This window comes from Streptomyces sp. NPDC031445 (genome assembly GCF_055581365.1).
In genome coordinates, this window is the sequence record NZ_JBVIJO010000026.1 from 31,045 (window position 1) to 48,921 (window position 17,877).

A 17,877-nucleotide genomic window follows, 5' to 3' on the forward strand; every position below is an offset into this window, starting at 1 on the left:
GAACCCGCCCTGTGCGTCCTTCCGCGTCCTTCGGCTCGGCATGATTCAGGCCGCTCTCACGCCCTCGAACGCCGCGTGCAGGTAGCCGGCGAGCGCCGACGGACTGGGGTGCTCGTAGATCTCCGACAGCGGCAGCTCGATGCCCGTGATCTCGACGAGCCTGCCGCGCAGTTCGAAGGCCGTGAACGAGGTGAGCCCCAGGTCCACGAAGGCGACGTCCTCGGGCACGGCGTCGACGGTGCTGTGCCCGAGCGCGAACGCGGTGCTCCTGCGCACCAGTGACAGCAGCGCGCTGTGGCGTTCCTCGGCCGGCAGTCCGTGCAGGTGCGTGGTGAGCCGGTTGCGCTCGCCCGCGGCACCGGGATCGCGGTCGGCCGGTGCCGGGTCGAACAGGTCGCGCAGCAGTGGGTGCGCCGACCGTCCCGCGTACTCGGTGAGCAGCTGGGTGAGCGGGACGGCGGCGACCACGAGGGAGGGCTCGCGGCCGGCGAACGCGCGGTCCAGCGCGGCCGTCAGGTCGGACCCGGCGTCGTCCGCCGGCCTCCAGGCGACGCTGACCCCGGACGCCCCGGCCGCTCGGCGCCGCAGTACCCGTGCGTCGTGGACGGCGTGCAGGAGCGCGTCCTCGATCCGGCTGCCCCCGTCGAGCGGGCTGCCGAACCGGGAGAACAGCACGAGGTGCGCGGGCGGGCGGTCCCGCGTGAGGTCGTCCAGATGGCGCGCGGCGTCGGCCGCGGCCCGTACGCCGGCGTCCTGGCCGGCCGGGTCCCACGCGTCGCCGGCCGGGCCGAGGTGGAGGATCGCGCCGAGGGGGTGCTCGGACGGTACGGCCGCGAGGGCGGCGGCCAGCCGGGACCGGTCGGCGGGATCGCAGGGGACGACCGTGGTGGGGCGGCCGTGCGTCAGGGCGGCCGGATCCTGCGCGGGGGCGAAGGGCCGGCCGGGCCGTGCGAGCACCAGGATGTGGCCGGCGCCGCGTTCCGCCGCCCAGCGTGCCGCCGCCCCGGTCAGCCGGGCACCCCCGTCCGTGATCACGACGGTGCCCGTCAGGGCCGGTACCGTGGCCGGCGGCGACGCCGTGTCGCGGGCGAGGCGCCGCACCCGGACACCGCCGGGACGCAGGGCCACGTGGTCCGGTCCCGTCGGGTCGGCCAGCACCGCGGTCAGCCAGTCCAGTTCGCGCCGGGTGGGCGTCTCCGGCAGGTCGACGAGCCCGTACCACGGCGTCCTGGCGGAGCGCCGGGTCTCACCGAGCGCCCACAGGAGGGCGGCGGCGGTGCCGGGCCGGTCGCCGTCGGGGGCGACGGCCGCCCGGGTGACGCACCACAACGGCACGTCCAGGCCGGCCTCCGCGAGGGCCGCGTCGAGGCGACGGGCCGTCAGGAGGTCCGCCGGGACGGCCTCGCCGGGGTCCTCGGCTCGCGCGTGGCAGGCGGTCAGCGAGAGGACGCCGGCCACGTCCGGGGTCTGCGCGCCCGCCCGCGTGACGGTGCCGAGCGCGGCCCGCAGAGCGCCGGCCACGTCCCCGTCGTCGTCGAGGACGACGGGGACGACCTCCGCGCCGGCGCGGGTCAGGGCGGCGGTGACCGCGGAGAGGTCCGGCTGCCGCGCGCCGTTCGGGGGCAGCACGGCGAGCCAGCGACCGGTCAGCAGCGGCACGCCGGGCACGGCCGTCCACGGCCAGACCGTCCGGTGCACGACGCCGTCGGCGGACGCGGCGGTCTGCGGGCGTCCGCGCCAGGCGGCGAGGCCGGCGACGAGGTCGGCGAGGGTGCGCGGACGGTCGTCGTCCGTGCCCAGGATCCGGGCGACCTCCCCGACGTCGCCGCGGTCGACCGCCGTCCAGAACCGCTCCTGCGGCGGACGGTCCTCGGCGGGGGCCGAGGGGAGCCAGTAGCGCTTGCGCTGGAAGGGATAGGTCGGCAGCTCGGCGGGCTCCGGGTCGGTCCCGCCGAAGGCGGGGCTCCAGGAGACGTCGGTTCCCTCGACGTGGAGCACGGCCAGGGCGGTGAGCAGGGTCTCGGGCTCCGGCCGGTCGCGGCGCAGCAGGGGCGTGACCACCCGCACCGCGCCCGGCCCGGCCTGCGGGTCCGCGGGGGCGGTGACGGACGTGGTCCGCTGGACCAGCGACGCGAGCACACCGTCGGGGCCGACTTCCACGTACGCCTCGGTGCCCAGTTCGCGCAGCCGGGTTAGACCGTCGTGGAAGCGCACCGTGCCGCGCAGGTGCTCCACCCAGTACTCCGGCGAGCGCAGCCGTTCGTCGGCGCTCGCCCCGGTGGCGCCGCAGACGATCGCGATGCGGGGTTCCTGGAAGTCGGCCTGGGCGACGACCCGGCGGAAGTCGTCCAGGACGGGGTCCATCAGCGGGGAGTGGAAGGCGTGGCTGACGGTGAGGCGGCGGACCTGGCGGCCCTGGACGCGCCACCGCTCCGCGATCCGCTCCGCCTCGGCTGCCGCCCCGGACAGGACGACGGCCCGGGGACCGTTGACGGCGGCGATGCCGAGCCGGTCCTCCAGGCCGTCCACGGCCTCGCGCGCCTCCTGCTCGGTGGCCTCCACGGCGATCATCGCACCGCCGTCGGGCAGGGCCTGCATCAGCCGGCCGCGGGCCGCGACCAGCGTGGCGGCGTCCTCCAGCGAGAGCATGCCGGCGCAGTGCGCGAGGGCCAGCTCGCCGACCGAGTGTCCGATCAGGTGGTCCGGGTGCACGCCGAAGGCCGCCAGCAGCCGGAACAGGGCGACCTGGAGGGCGAACAGGGCGGGCTGGGCGTACTCGGTGCGGTCCAGCAGGCCGGCGTCCGGCCCGTTGCCCGACGCCCAGAGGACGTTCCGCAGCGGCCGCGGGAGGTGCCGGTCCAGGGCCTCGCAGACCTCGTCGAAGGCGGTCGCGAAGGCCGGGTAGGCGAAGTGGAGTTCCCGGCCCATGCCGAGGCGCTGGCCGCCCTGGCCCGAGAACAGGAACGCCGTGCGGGGCGGCGCCCCGGCGGTGCCCGTGCGCAGCCGCGGCGAGGTGCCGTGCTCGCACAGCGCGCGCAGGCCGTCGGCGAAGGAGGCGTGGTCCGTTCCGACGACCACCGCGCGGTGTTCGAGGGACGAGCGGGTCGACGCCAGGGTCCTGCCGATCCGTGCGGGCGTCTCCTCGGGCCGGGTCCGCAGGTGGTGCAGCAGCCGCCTGGCGCTGTCGGCCAGGGCGGCCTCGGTACGCGCGGAGAGGATCCAGGGCTGGGTGCCGGGCTCGCCGGTGCCGGGCTCCCGGGGGGCCGGCTCCGGCTCGGGGGCCTGTTCGACGATCACGTGGGCGTTGGTGCCGCTGATGCCGAAGGAGGAGACGGCGGCCCGGCGCGGACGGTCCACCGCGGGCCAGGGGGCCTCCTCGGTGAGCAGCCTGACCGCGCCCGCCGACCAGTCCACGTGCGGCGACGGCACGTCGACGTGCAGGGTCCGCGGCAGGCGGCCGTGGCGCATGGCCTCCACCATCTTGATCACGCCGCAGACCCCGGCCGCCGCCTGGGTGTGTCCGAGGTTGGACTTCACCGAACCGAGCCACAGCGGCCGGTCGGCCGGCCTGCCCTGCCCGTAGGTGGCGAGCAGCGCGTCGGCCTCGATGGGGTCGCCGAGCGGGGTCCCGGTGCCGTGCGCCTCCACGGCGTCGACGTCGGCGGTGAGCAGCCGGGCGTCGGCCAGCGCCTGGCGGATCACCTGTTCCTGGGCGGGGCCGCTGGGGGCGGTCAGGCCGTTGCTGGCGCCGTCCTGGTTGACGGCGCTGCCGGTGATGACCGCGTGCACCGGGTGGCCGTTGCGGCGGGCGTCGGACAGCCGCTCCAGCAGGAGCACCCCGGCGCCCTCGGCCCAGGCGGTGCCGTCGGCGGCGGCGGCGAACGGCTTGCAGCGGCCGTCGGGGGCCAGGCCGCGCTGCCGGCTGAACTCGATGAATCCGCGGGGGCTGGGGAGCACGGTGGCGCCGCCGGCGAACGCGAGGGCGCAGCCGCGGTTCCGCAGCGCCTGCACGGCCAGGTGGATCGAGACGAGGGAGGAGGAGCACGCGGTGTCCAGGGTGATCGCGGGCCCTTTGAGACCGAGGGTGTAGGCGATCCGCCCGGAGGCCACGCTGGTCTGGTTGCCGACGGCGAAGCCCTCGATGCCGGCGGGGACGCCGTGCGGGGTGACCGGGCCGTAGTCCTGGGCGATGACCCCGACGTACACCCCGGTGTCGCTGCCCTTGAGCGCGGCCGGATCGATGCCGGCCCGCTCGGCGGCCTCCCAGGTGACCTCCAGCAGCAGCCGCTGCTGGGGGTCGGTGGCCAGGGCCTCGCGGGGGCTCATCCCGAAGAAGGCGGCGTCGAAGTCGCCCGCCTGGTGCAGGAATCCGCCGCGGTCGACGTAACTGGTGCCGGCGTGCTCCGGGTCGGGGTGGCAGACCTGCTCGATGTCCCAGCCCCGGTCGCGCGGGAACGGTGTGATGGCGTCCGTGCCGGCGTCGACGAGGTGCCACAGGTCCTGCGGGGACTGGACCCCTCCGGGGTAGCGGCAGGCCATGCCGACGACGGCGATCGGTTCTTGGCGTTCCGCCTCCAGGTCCTGCACCCGCCGGCGCGTCTTGATGAGGTCGGCGGTGACGCGCTTGAGGTATTCGGTGAGCTTGCCTTCTTCGGTCACGGCTGGGCCGCCCCTCCCGGTGGTGTGGTCTGCGCGGTCCCCGCTCACCGTCCGAGCTCCCGGTCGATCAGGGCGAAGATCTCCTCCGTCGCGGCGCTGTGGATCTCCGTCTCCGGTTCCCCGGGCCCGGCCGCCTCCGCCGCGTCCGGGCGCAGTCGCCGTGCCAGCGTCTCCAGACGGGTCAGGAGTTCGTCCCGTACGGCGGCTCCGGGTTCCTCGGTGGCGAGTCTCGCCTCCAGGTCGCCCAGGCCGGCGAGCAGCGCCTGGTCCGCGGACTGCGGGGCGAGTTCGCCGAGCAGGTGGTCGGCCAGTTCGGCCGGGGTGGGATGGGCGAAGACGACCGTGGCCGGCAGGCGCAGCCCCGTGACCCGGTTCAGCCGGTTGCGCAGTTCCACCGCGGTCAGTGAGTCGAAGCCGAGTTCCTTGAACGGCTGGGTGACCAGGACGGCGTCCGCCGCGTCATGGCCGAGGACGAGCGCCGCGTTCTCCCGGACCGCCTCCAGCATCAGGCGCCGGCGCTCGGCCGGATCGGCGGCGTTCAGGCGGGGCAGCAGGTCCTCGGGTGCCGCCGTGGTGCCGGTGGCCCGCCTCGGGGTGTGACGGACCAGGTCACGCAGGACCGGGTGCAGCATGCCGCTCTCGGCCTGCCGGCGCAGTGCCGCGGTGTCGAAGAGCGCCGGGACGACCGTCGCGTGGCCGTGGTCCAGGGCGGTGTCCAGCAGGCGCAGTGCGGTCTCCTCGCTCAGGGGCAGGACACCGGTGCGCCGCAGCCGGGCCTGGTCGCCCCCGTCGAGGTGGCCGGTCATCCCGGAGGCTTCCGCCCACAGGCCCCACGCCAGGGAGTGCGCCGGCAGCCCGCGGGCCGTCCGGTGCTGGGCCAGCGCGTCCAGGAACGCGTTCGCGGCGGCGTAGTTGGCCTGTCCCGGTGCGCCGACGGTCGAGGCCAGGGACGAGAAGAGGACGAAGGCGGAGAGGTCCAGGTGTGCGGTGAGCCGGTGCAGGTTCCACGCCGCGTCGGCCTTGGCGCGCAGCACGGAGTGCAGCCGGGCGTCGGTGAGGTTGGGGACGGTGGCGTCGTCGAGGACCCCGGCGAGGTGCACCACGGCGGTCAGCGGGTGGGCGGCCGGTATGTCCGCCAGCAGGGCCGCGAGCTGCCGGACGTCGGCGGCGTCGCAGGCGGCGACGGTGACGTGCGCGCCGAGCCCGGTCAGGTCCCGTACCAGCTCGGCGGCGCCGGGCGCGTCGGGTCCCCGGCGGCCGGCGAGGACCAGGCGGGTGACGCCGCGGTCCCGTACGAGGTGCCGGGCGACGATGCCGCCCAGGGTGCCGGTGCCGCCGGTGAGCAGCACGGTGCCGTCGGCGCCGGGCGGTCTGGGCAGCGCGAGCGCCAGTTTCCCGGTGTGCCGTGCCTGGCTGAGGAAACGCAGGGCCTCCCGCGCCTGGCGGACGTCCCAGCTGTGCACCGGGAGCGGCGTGAGCACGCCGTCGGCGAAGAGCCGGGCGAGGTCGGCGAGCATCTCCGCGATCCGCTCCGGGCCGGCGTCGAGGAGGTCGAACGCCTGGTAGCGGACGTCGTGGTGGTCGCGGGCGACGGTGCCGGCGTCGCGGATGTCGGTCTTGCCCATCTCCACGAACCGCCCACCGGGCCGCAGGCAGCGCAGGGAGGCGTCGACGAACTCCCCGGCCAGCGAGTTGAGGACGATGTCCGCTCCCTGTCCGCCGGTCCGCTCGGCGACCATGGCCTCGAAGCCGAGGTCGCGGGAGGAGGCGATGCGTTCGTCGGGGACGCCGAGGCGGCGCAGCACCGGCCACTTGCCGGGGCTCGCGGTGGCGAGTACGTCGAGTCCCCAGTGCTCGGCGAGTTGCAGGGTGGCCATGCCGACGCCGCCGGTCGCCGCGTGCAGCAGCAGCCGTTCCCCCGGTCGTGCGCCGGCGAGGTCGCGCAGCCCGTAGTAGGCGGTGAGGAAGACGATGGGGACGGTGGCGGCCTGGGCGAAGGACCAGCCGTCGGGCATGCGGGTCAGCAGGCGGTGGTCGGTGACGGTCACCGGGCCGGTGCCGTGGGTGACGAGTCCCAGCACGCGGTCGCCCGGCCGCAGGCCGGTCACCCCGGGGCCGGTCTCCAGGACGACGCCCGCGCCCTCACCGCCCATCCGTCCGTCGCCCGGGTACATCCCGAGGCCGATCAGTACGTCGCGGAAGTTCAGTCCGGCCGCCCGCAGCGACAGCCGCACCTGTCCGGGTCCGAGCGGCTGCCCGAGTTCCGGGCCGGCGGCGAGCACGACGTTGTCGAGGCTGCCGCGTTCGGAGAGGTCCAGCCGCCACGGCCGTCCGTCGTCGGGGACCGCCAGGTCGGGGTGGGGTCCGGTGTCACGGGCCAGGCGGGGACGCAGCGGTGTTCCGGCGCGCAGGGCGAGCCGCGGCTCTCCGGTGGCGAGGGCGGCGGGGACGGCGTCCCAGGAGGCGTCGTCGACGTCGAGCAGCGCGAACCGGTCGGGGGTCTCGGCCAGCGCCGCCCCGACCAGGCCCCAGACGGCGGCTCCGGCGAGGTCGGGGGCCGGCTCCCCGGCGCCTGTGGTGACGGCCCCGCGGGTGACGAGCACGAGCCGGGCGTGGGCGTGCCTCTCGTCGGCCAGCCACTGCTGGAGCAGGCCGAGCACGGCGGCGGTCAGTGCGTGGGTGTGCTCGACCGGGTCGGCCTCCGGGGCGCTCGGCAGCACGGTCAGCACCGTGTCCGGTGCGGGGGCCGCGGTGCCGGTCGCGGCCCGCACGGCCGGCAGGCCGGAGTGGCACGGGGGCGGTCCAGGGCTCGTGGTGAGGCCGGCGATCCGCAGCGCGGCCTCCTCCGCCGCGGCCTGGCCGCCGGCCACGGGTGCGGCGACGACGGCCCAGCCGGGCGGGGCGGGCCGGGCGGCCCCCTGGTCGGGCAGTGCCGTCCAGCCCAGGTGGAACATGCCGTCCCCGGCCTGCTGCGCGGCCGTGGCGAGCCCGGCGGGGTCCATGCGGCGCAGCGTCAGTGCGGCGGCGGTCAGCACCGGGCGTCCGCCGGTGTCGACGGCCAGCAGGGCGAGGGAGTCCTCTCCCACGGGGCTGAGCGTGACCCGCAGTGTGCGGGCGCCGGTGGCGTACAGGCGTACGTCCCGCCAGTGGAACGGCAGCCGGATGCCCTCGGCGGTGTTCTCCTCGGTGAGCAGGGAGTGCAGACAGGCGTCGAGGAGGGCGGGGTGGACGCCGTGGCCGGCGACGTCGGTCTCGGCGGGCAGTTCCACTTCGGCGTACAGGTGGGTGTCGTCACGCCACAGGGCGCGCAAGCCGCGGAAGGCGCCGCTGTAGTGGTACCCGAGGTCGGCCAGGCGGTCGTAGGCGTCCGTCAGGTCGACGGGGCGGCTGCCGGGCGGTGGCCAGGCGGCGCCCGGGCCCGCCGCGTCCGTTTCCTGTGCGGGGTCCTCGGCCAGCAGGCCGGAGGCGTGGCGGGTCCACCCGCCCGCGTCGTCCTCCCGCGCGGGCCGGGAGTGGACGGTGACGCGGCGCCGTCCGTCGGCGTCGGTGGTGACGGCCACCTGGATGCCGACCGCGCCGTCCTCGGGCAGTACCAGCGGCGCTTCCAGGGTGAGCTCCTCGACCCCGGCGCCCCCGGTCTCCGCGGACGCGTGCAGGGCGAGGTCGAGCAGGGCCGTCCCGGGGAGCAGCACGGTGCCGGCGACGGCGTGTCCGCCCAGCCAGGGGTGGGTGCTCCGCGCGAGCCGGCCGGACAGGACCGTGGCACCGGTCTCGGCGGTACTCAGGGCGGCGCCGAGCAGGGGGTGCGGCGTGTCCCGCAGGCCCAGCGCGGGGGCGTCGACGGCACCGTCGGGGGTGTCGATCCACAGGCGGCGCCGCTGGAAGGCGTACGTCGGCACGGGCGCGTGCCAGGGCGGCGCGGCGCACTGCACGGCGCGCCAGTCGACGTCGGCGGCCTGGGTGTGCAGTTCCGCGGCGGAGGTGAGGAACCGGCGGGCGGCGGGCTCGTCACGGCGCAGCGTGCCGACGGTGAAGACGGCCGCCCCGGCCGCCTCGGCGGTCTCCTGGACGGCGGTGGTGAGGACCGGGTGCGGGCTGGACTCCACGAACACGCCGTAGCCGTCCTCGGCGAGCCGTCGCGTGGTCTCCTCGAACCGGACGGGCTGGCGGAGGTTGCGGTACCAGTACTCGGCGTCCAGGGTCGTCGTCCCGACCGGGCCGGCCTCGACGGTCGAGTAGAACGCGGTGTGGGCGGCCCGGGGGGCGAGGCCCGCGAGAGCGCCGGTGACCTCGTCCCGGATGACCTCCACGTGCGGGGAGTGCGAGGCGTAGTCGACGGGGATCAGCCGGGCCTTCACACCGGCCGCCCGGTACTCCTCGACCAGCGCGGCGACGGACTCGGGGTCGCCCGCGACGACGGTGGCGGACACCCCGTTGACGGCGGCGATCTCCACTCCCGGCCGGCTCTCGGCCGCCGTCCGGGCGACCTCGGCCGGGGGCAGGGGCACCGACGCCATCGCCCCCGTGCCGGCGAGCCGGGTCAGGGCGCGGCTGCGCAGGGCGACGACCCGGGCCGCGTCGCCGAGGTCGAGCGCGCCCGCGACGTGGGCGGCGGCGATCTCGCCCTGCGAGTGGCCGACGACCGCGTCGGGCACGATGCCGACCGACCGCCACAGCCTGCTCAGGGCGACCATCATCGCGAAGAGCGCGGGCTGCACGACGTCCACGCGTCGCAGCAGTTCCGACCGGCCCCCCTCGCGCACGACCTCGATCAGCGACCAGTCGGTGTGCGGGGCCAGTGCCTCGGCGCACTCCTCCAGGGCCTCACGGAAGACGGGCGAGCGTTCGAGCAGGTCCCCGGCCATGCCCTCCCACTGGGTGCCCTGGCCGGGGAAGACGAACACGGTGCGTCCGGCCGGGGTGACACCGCCGGCGGTCAGGTACCGGCTGCTGCGGCCGGCGCCGAGGGCGTCGAGGGCCTGCCGCATCCGGTCCCGGTCCTCGCCAAGGAGGACGGCGCGGTGCTCCAGCAGGGACCGGCCGCCCGCCAGGACGGCGGCGATCTCGGCGTCGCCCGCGGTGGCGCCGCCGTCCAGCCAGGTGTGCAGCCGCCGGGCCTGGTCCCGCAGGGCGGCCTCGGTGCGGGCGGACAGGATCCACGGCGGCACCTCGGTGGTGACCACCGGCCGAGGCGGGGCGGCGGCCGGTGCGGCGGGCGGCGCCTCCTCGATGACGACGTGGGCGTTGGTGCCGCTGATCCCGAAGGAGGACACGCCCGCCCGGCGGGGGCGCTCGCCGCGGGGCCAGGGCCGCTGCTCCGTCAGGAGACGGACACCGCCCGCGGACCAGTCGACGTGCGGCGAGGGCTCCTCGGCGTGCAGCGTGCGCGGCAGCAGGTCGTTGCGCAGGGCCATGACCATCTTGATCACGCCGGCCACTCCGGCCGCGGCCTGCGTGTGGCCGATGTTGGACTTGACGGAGCCCAGGCCCAGCGGGGTGTCCGCGTCCCGGCCCTGGCCGTAGACGCTGATCAGCGCGCCGGCCTCGATGGGGTCGCCTAGGGTGGTGCCGGTGCCGTGCGCCTCGACGGCGTCCACGTCGGCGGGGGTGATGCGGGCGTTCGCCAGCGCCTGGCGGATGACCTGCTGCTGGGCCGGCCCGTTGGGGGCGGTGAGCTGGCTGCTGGTGCCGTCCTGGTTGACGGCGCTGCCGCGGACCAGGGCGAGAACGGGGTGTCCGTTGCGTACGGCGTCCGACAGCCGTTCGAGGACGAGGAGCCCTCCGCCCTCGCCCCAGGCGGTGCCGTCGGCGTGGGCGGAGAACGGCTTGCACCGCCCGTCCGGGGCGAGACCGCGCTGGCGGCTGAACTCGACGAAGGTGTCCGGGGTGGCCATGACGGTGACGCCGCCGGCCAGGGCGAGGGTGGTCTCACCGCGGCGCAGGGACTCGACGGCGAGGTGGAGGGCGGTCAGGGACGACGAGCAGGCGGTGTCCAGGGTGACCGCCGGGCCGCGCAGGTCGAAGGTGTGGGCGACCCGCCCCGAGGCGACGCTGCCCGCGCTGCCGCTGCCCAGGTAGCCCTCGAAGGTGCTGGGCATGGGCCGCAGCCGGCCCGCGTAGTCGCTGTACATGACGCCGGTGAAGACACCGGTGGCGCTCGACCGCAGGCTTCGCGGCGGGATGCCGGCCCGTTCGAGGGCTTCCCAGGCCAGCTCCAGGAGCAACCGCTGCTGCGGGTCGGTGGCGAGCGCCTCGCGGGGGTTGAGCCCGAAGAACTCCGGGTCGAACAGGTCGGCGTCGTACAGGAAGCCGCCGCGGGTGCTGTAAGTGCGGCCGGGGGCCGTGGGGTCCGGATCGTAGAGGGCGTCGGTGTCCCAGCCGCGGTTCCCGGGGAAGTCGCCGGTGGCGTCGCGGCCGTCGGCGACGAGCTGCCACAGGTCCTCGGGTGTCTGGACGCCGCCGGGGTAGCGGCAGCTCATCGCGACGATCGCGACCGGCTCGTGCCTGGCGTCGTCGAGGGTGCGCAACTCGGCCTTGACCACCTGGAGCTGGCCGGTGACCCGCTTCAGGTACTCGCGGAGCCTGCGCTCGGTCGCGGTCCGCTCCGAGTCCGATGGTTCGGGGGAGGTAGGTGTCGTGGTCGCTTCGGTCGGCACGCTGGTCCGTCCTCTCGGAGGCTCGGAGGGCATTCGGTGGCTCATCAGGAGGCCCCGAGTTCGCGGTCGACGAGGTCGAAGATGTCCTCGTCGTCGGTGTCGTCGAGGATGTCCGCTGCCGCAGTCGCGGCATCGCGGGGGGCGGCCGGCCGGTCGAGTGCCAGCAGCAGTCCCCTGAGCCGTTCCACGGCGGACGCGCGGACGGCCTCGTCGTCGGTCAGTTCCGGCAGGGACCGGGCGAACTCGTCGAGCGGGGCGAGCGCCCGGGAGGCCGGTGCGGGGTCGTCGGGCCCGCTCAGCGCCAGCAGGTGGTCGGCGAGCGCTTCCGGTGTCGGGTGGTCGAACATGACGGTGGTGCCGAGCCGGAATCCGCTGAGCCGTTCCAGATCGTTGCGGAACTCCACCGCCGTCAGCGAGTTGAAGCCCATGTCCAAGAAGCCCCGGTCGGCCCGCACCGCGTCCGGGCCGGTGTGTCCGAGGGCCGCCGCGGCCCCGCGGCGGACCGCGTCGAGCAGGATGCCGCGCCGCTTGGCGGGGTCCGCTCCCGCGAGCCGGCGGCTGAGCGTCTCGGCGCCGTCGGGTGCGGGCCGGGTGTCGCGCCCGGCCGCGGCACGTGCCGGCCGGGCGGGCACGAGGCCGTGCAGGGCGGCGGGCAGGGTGCCGGAGCCCGCCTGCTCGCGCAGCGAGCGCGGATCGAGGTGGGCGGCTGTCAGCACCGGGTGGGGCAGCGTCAGGGCGCGGTCCAGCAGGGCGAGCGCGTCGTCGCCGGCGAGCGGGACCACTCCGGTGCGGCGCAGGCGCGCCAGCTGTGTGTCGCTGAGCGTTCCGGTCATCCCGGCGCCGTCGTCCTCGGCGAGCCAGCTGCCCCACGCCACGGAGGTGGCGGGCAGGCCCGCCTCCCGGCGCTGTGCGGCCAGGGCGTCGAGCGCCGCGTTGGCGGCGGCGTAGTTGGCCTGTCCCGCCGAGCCGAGGATTCCCGCGATCGAGGAGAACAGCACGAACGCGCCCAGGTTCTCCTCGCGGGTCAGCAGGTGCAGATGGAGCGCGGCGTCCGTCTTGGGCCGCAGCACGCTGTCGATGTCGTCGGGTGTCAGGGACTCCACGACGCCGTCCGCGAGGACGCCCGCGGTGTGGAACACCCCGGTGAGCGGGTGGCCGGCCGGCACGGTGCGCAGGACGGCCGCCAGTGCCTCGCGGTCGGCGGCGTCGCAGGCCGCCGTGGTGACCTGGGCGCCGGCCGCGGACAGTTCGGCTTCCAGTTCGCTCATGCCCGGGGCCGCGGCGCCCCGGCGGCTGACGAGCAGCAGCCGCCGTGCCCCGTGCCGGTGGACGAGGTGGCGGGCCACCCGGCGGCCCAGCGAGCCGCCGGCACCGGTGATCAGGACCGTGCCGTCGGGGTCCAGCGGGGTGGCCGGCGCGGACGGCGGGGTGTCGCCGGTCCGGGCGACCGGTGCCAGGCGGGGCACGCGGGCGGTGCCGGCGCGCAGGGCGATCTCCGGTGCGTCGCTCCGGCAGGCGGCGTGGAAGACGTCCGGCGCGGTGTCCTGTCCGTCGCTGTCGATCAGCGTGAACCGGTCCGGGTGCTCGCGCTGCGCGGCCCGTACGAAGCCCCGCAGTGCGGCGCTCGGCAGGCCGGCGCCCGGTTCCGTTCCGTGGGTGACGACGATCAGACGGCTCTGCGACAGGCGCTCCTCGGCCAGCCAGGCCTGGATGGTCGCGAGGAGCCCCGTCAGCTCCGTGCGCACGGCCTCCGCCTGCTCCGCCTGCTCGGGTCCGGCCGCGGGGCGTGCCCGGCCCGCGAGCACGACCAGGTCGGGTGCGGCACCGGTGGCGTCGACGGCGCGGGCCAGTGCCGCGACGTCCGGGTAGGCGGCGGTCCCGGCGGGCACCGCGCAGCCGGGGGCGAGCGCCGCCGGGTCGCCCAGCAGGGCCCACCGCTGTGCCCGGGGCCCCTGCGGCAGGGGCGGTTCGCTCCAGTCGATGACGTACAGGTCGCCGGGGGCGGGGCCCGTGACGCCGGCCGCCGGCACCGGCCGGGTGGCGAGGGAGTCGACGCGGGCGACGAACCGGCCGTCGTGGTCCCATGCCTCCAGCCGCAGCCGGTCGGCGGCGAGCGGGGTGATGCGTGCCCGCAGCGAGGTGGCGCCGGTCCGTCCGACCCGCACGCCGCTCCAGGCGAAGGGCAGCACCGATGTGCGGTCCGCGACGTCCGGCTCGGTGAGCAGGAAGCCGTGCAGCGCGGAGTCGAGGAGGGCGGGATGGACCAGGAACTCGTCCGGGCCGGTGGCCCTCGGGAGTTCTGCCTCCACGAGGAGGGTGCCGGCGTCCCGCCAGGCGGCACGCAGCCCCTGGAACGCCGGGCCGTAGTGCAGCCCCATGTCGGCGAGTTCGTCGTAGAACCCGTCCACGGGCAGGGGCTCGGCTCCGGCCGGCGGCCAGTGGCCCGGCTCGGGGAACGGGTCCGGGTCCGCGGTCCCGGCGCCCAGCCGTGCGTGGGCCTGTCGTGTCCACGCGGTGGACGGGCCGGCGTTCTCCGGCCGGGAGTACAGGGTCACCGTCCGGTCGCCGTCCTGCTGGGGTTCGCCGACGACCAGCCGCACCAGGACGTCCCCGCTCGCGGGCACGGCCAGCGGCGACTCCAGCAGGAGCTCGGTCACCTCGGTCAGGCCGACGTGGGCGCCGGCGTACAGCACCATGTCGAGGACGGCCGTGCCCGGCAGGAGCACCGTTCCGGCGACGGCGTGGTCGGTGAGCCAGGCCGGGCTGCCGGCGGCGATGCGGCCCGTCAGGGTCAGACCGGCGGATTCCGGGTGGTCCAGGACCGCACCGAGCAGCGGGTGGTGGGCGGTCTCGAGTCCGGCGGTCGTGACGTCCGCCGTCGCGGCGGCCGGCTCCAGCCAGTAGCGCTCGCGCTGGAAGGGGTAGGTCGGCAGGTCGCGTGCGGCGGGGCCCGCGCCCAGGCAGGCGGGCAGGTCGACGGGGACGCCGTGCACGTGGGCCTGGGCCAGCGCGCGGGCCGCGGCGAGGTCCTCGGGCTGGTCGGCCCGCAGGAACGGGATCACGAGGGGCCACGGGTCCGTGGACGGCCGGCAGTCCAGGGCCATGGGCGTCAGCACGGCGCCGGGTCCGAGCTCGATCAGCACCTCGGCGCCTTCCTCGCGGGCGCACCGCACGGCGTCGGCGAAGCGGACCGTGCCGCGCGCGTGGCGCACCCAGTAGTCGGCCGAGCCCAGTTCCCCGTCCGTGGCGGGTGCGCCGGTGAGCGAGGAGACGACGGTGAGCGCGGCGGGCCGGTAGTCGAGCTGCTCCGCGACGGCGCGGAAGGCGTCCAGCATGGCGTCCATGTGGGAGGAGTGGAACGCGTGGCTCACCGTCAGCCGCTTCGTCCTGCTCCCGGTCCCGGCGAGGGCGCGGGCGACCTCGGTGACGGCGTCCGCGTCCCCGGACAGGACCACGGAGGCGGGGCCGTTCACGGCGGCGACGTCGACGCCGTCGGTGTGGCCCTGGCGTTCGATCGCCTCGCGGACCGCTTCCTCGGTCGCCTCCACGGCGACCATCGCGCCACCCGTGGCGAGCGCCTGCATGAGGCGGCCCCGGGCCGCGACGAGCTTCACCGCGTCGGGCAGGGTGAACACCCCGGCGACGTGTGCCGCCGCGATCTCGCCGATGGAGTGGCCGAGCACCATGTCCGGCCGGACGCCCCAGTGTTCGAGGAGCCGGAAGAGGGCGACCTCCAGGGCGAAGAGCGCCGGCTGGGTGTACGCGGTGGTGTCGAGCAGAGCGGCCTCGGGGGTGCCGGGTCCGGCGAAGACGATGTCGCGCAGCGGACGGTCCAGGTAGGGGTCGAACTCCGCGAACAGCGCGTCGAGGGCGGCGGCGAAGAACGGGTGCGTCTCGTACAGGCCCCGTCCCATGCCGGGGCGCTGGCTGCCCTGCCCGGTGAACATGTGGGCCACCGCTCCGGAGCGGGCGAGGCCGCTGAGCATGCCGGGTGCCGAACCGCCGGCGGCGAGCTGCCGGAGTCCCGCTTGGAAGTCCTCGACGTCGCGGGCGACGACGGCCGCACGGTGATTCCAGCGGCTGCGGGTGGTGGCGAGGGCGCGGGCGACGGCCACCGGGTCGGCGTCGGCCAGGCCGTCCCGCAGGGCGTCGGCGAGGTTGGCGGCCTGTTCGCGCAGGGCGGGTGCGGAACGGGCCGACAGCACCCACGGCACCGGTCCCGCCGGTGCGGGGGACTGCGTCGGACCCGTCCCGGCCTCGTCCGGCGCCGGCTGCTCCAGTACCACGTGGGCGTTGGTGCCGGAGATGCCGAACGCCGAGACCGCGGCCCGGCGCGGACGCTCCAGCCGCGGCCAGGGCGTGTGCTCCGTGAGGAGTTCGACGCCCGCGCCGTCCCAGTCGACGTGCTCGCTGGGCGCGTCCACGTGCAGCGACGCCGGCAGCAGCCCGTGCTCGATCGCCTTCACCATCTTGATCACACCGGCCACGCCGGCCGCCGCCTGCGTGTGCCCGATGTTCGACTTCACCGACCCCAGCCGCAACGGCCACTCCGGATCACGGCTGCGGCCGTAGGCGGCGATCAACGCATGGGCCTCGATCGGGTCACCGAGCCGGGTGCCCGTGCCGTGCGCCTCCACGACGTCCACATCGGCCGGCCCCAGCCCCGCGTCCGCCAGCGCCGAAGCGATCACCCGCTCCTGCGCCGGCCCGTTCGGAGCGGTCAGACCATTGCTCGCACCGTCCTGGTTGACCGCCGAGCCCTTCACCACCGCCAGCACCCGGTGCCCCTTGCGCCGGGCGTCCGAGAGCCGCTCCACGAGCAGCAGGCCCGCACCCTCACTCCACCCGGTACCGTCCGCCGCCCGCGCGAACGGCTTGCACCGCCCATCGGGAGCCAGCCCCCGCTGACGGCTGAACTCGACGAACATCGAGGGGGTGGCCATCAGGGTCACACCGCCGGCGAGGGCCAGGTCGCACTCCCCGCGGCGCAGGGACTGAGCGGCCATGTGCAGCGCCACCAGCGACGACGAGCACGCGGTGTCCACGGTGACCGCGGGCCCTTGCAGACCCAGCTGGTACGCCACCCGGCCCGACGCCACGCTGGCCGAGTTGCCGATGGCCAGATACCCCTCCACCTCTTCGGGTGTCTCGCGCAGGCGGGAGCTGTAGTCGTTGTACATCACGCCGGTGAACACACCGGTCTGACTGCCGCGCAGGCCGCCCGGATCGATCCCGGCCCGCTCCACCGCCTCCCACGCCAGCTCCAGCAACAACCGCTGCTGCGGATCCGTCGCCAACGCCTCCCGCGGACTGATCTCGAAGAACTCCGCATCGAAGTCCGCCGCGTCGTACAAGAACCCGCCCTGCCGCGCATACGACTTGCCCCGCACCTCAGGATCAGGATCGAACAGACCCTCCAGATCCCAGCCACGATCCGCGGGAAACGCACCCATCGCGTCAGTCCCGTCGGCCACCAGCCGCCACAACTCCTCAGGCGAACGCACACCACCGGGGAACCGGCAACTCATCCCCACGATCGCGATCGGCTCGTCCACACCCACCGACGCCACCGGCACCACCGCCACCGGCTCCCCGCGGCCCACCAGCTCCTCACGCAGCCAGGCCGCCAACGCCACCGGACTGGGATGGTCGAACACCACCGTCGCGGGCAGCCGGACCCCGGCCACCGCCTGGAGCCGGTTACGCAACTCCACCGCCGTCAACGAATCGAACCCCAGATCCTTGAACGGCCGGCCGTGATCCACCCGGGACGCCTCGGAGTGCCCCAGCACCACGGCGACCTGACCGGCCACCAGCTCCAGCAACACCCCCTCCTGCTCCGCCACCGCCAACCCAGACAGGCGATCGGCGAGGGAGTCGGTGCCCTGCGGGGAGGTGCCGGCGGTGGCGCGTCGCCGTACGACGGGTGCGAGCCCGAGCAGCAGCGGGGAGACGGTCCGGGAGGCGGCCGCCGTGCGCAGGGCCGCGGTGTCGATCCGGGCGGTGACGAGGAGCGGTTCCGGCCGGGTGACGGCGGTGTCGAAGAGGGCGAGACCGAGTTCGTCGGACATGGGTGCGATGCCGGCGCGGGCCATGCGGGCGCGGTCCGCGTCCCCCAGATGCCCCGTCATGCCACCGGCCTGCTCCCACAACCCCCACGCCAACGACGTACCCGACAACCCCCGACCACGCCGCCAGGACACCAACGCATCCAAGAACACATTCGCCGCCGCGTAATTACCCTGCCCCGCCGTCCCCAACGTCCCCGCCACCGACGAGAACACCACGAACACCGGCACATCCCCCGCCACCAGATGCAAATTCCACGCACCCGCCACCTTCGGACGCAACACCCGCCCCAACGCCCCCACCGTCAGGTTCTCCACCGTCGCGTCATCCAGCACCCCAGCCGCATGCACCACCCCCGACAACTCCACCCCCTCCACCACACCCGCCAACGACCCCAGATCAGCGACATCACACGCCGCCACATCCACCACAGCACCCAACGCCCGCAGCTCACACGCCACCGACACCAACCGCTCATCCGCCCCACCACGCC

2 protein-coding genes and 1 pseudogene are annotated in these 17,877 nt (G+C 75.7%); all 3 read right to left on the reverse strand.

Translation table 11 applies throughout. The features are described 5' to 3' along the window. Nucleotides 1-45 precede the first annotated feature (45 nt). Nucleotides 46-4,647: pseudogene (locus ACZ5DC_RS38905) on the reverse strand (type I polyketide synthase); the annotation flags it as partial. A 56-nt stretch (nucleotides 4,648-4,703) separates the two neighbouring features. Further along, nucleotides 4,704-11,315 carry a type I polyketide synthase gene (locus ACZ5DC_RS38910; RefSeq protein ID WP_468660936.1) on the reverse strand — a complete coding sequence of 2,204 codons (6,612 nt, stop codon included), beginning with the start codon at nucleotides 11,313-11,315 and terminating at the stop codon, nucleotides 4,704-4,706. Between the two features lie 44 nt (nucleotides 11,316-11,359). After that, nucleotides 11,360-17,877 (reverse strand): SDR family NAD(P)-dependent oxidoreductase (locus ACZ5DC_RS38915; protein ID WP_468660938.1); only part of this gene is annotated, 6,518 nt, incomplete at its 5' end.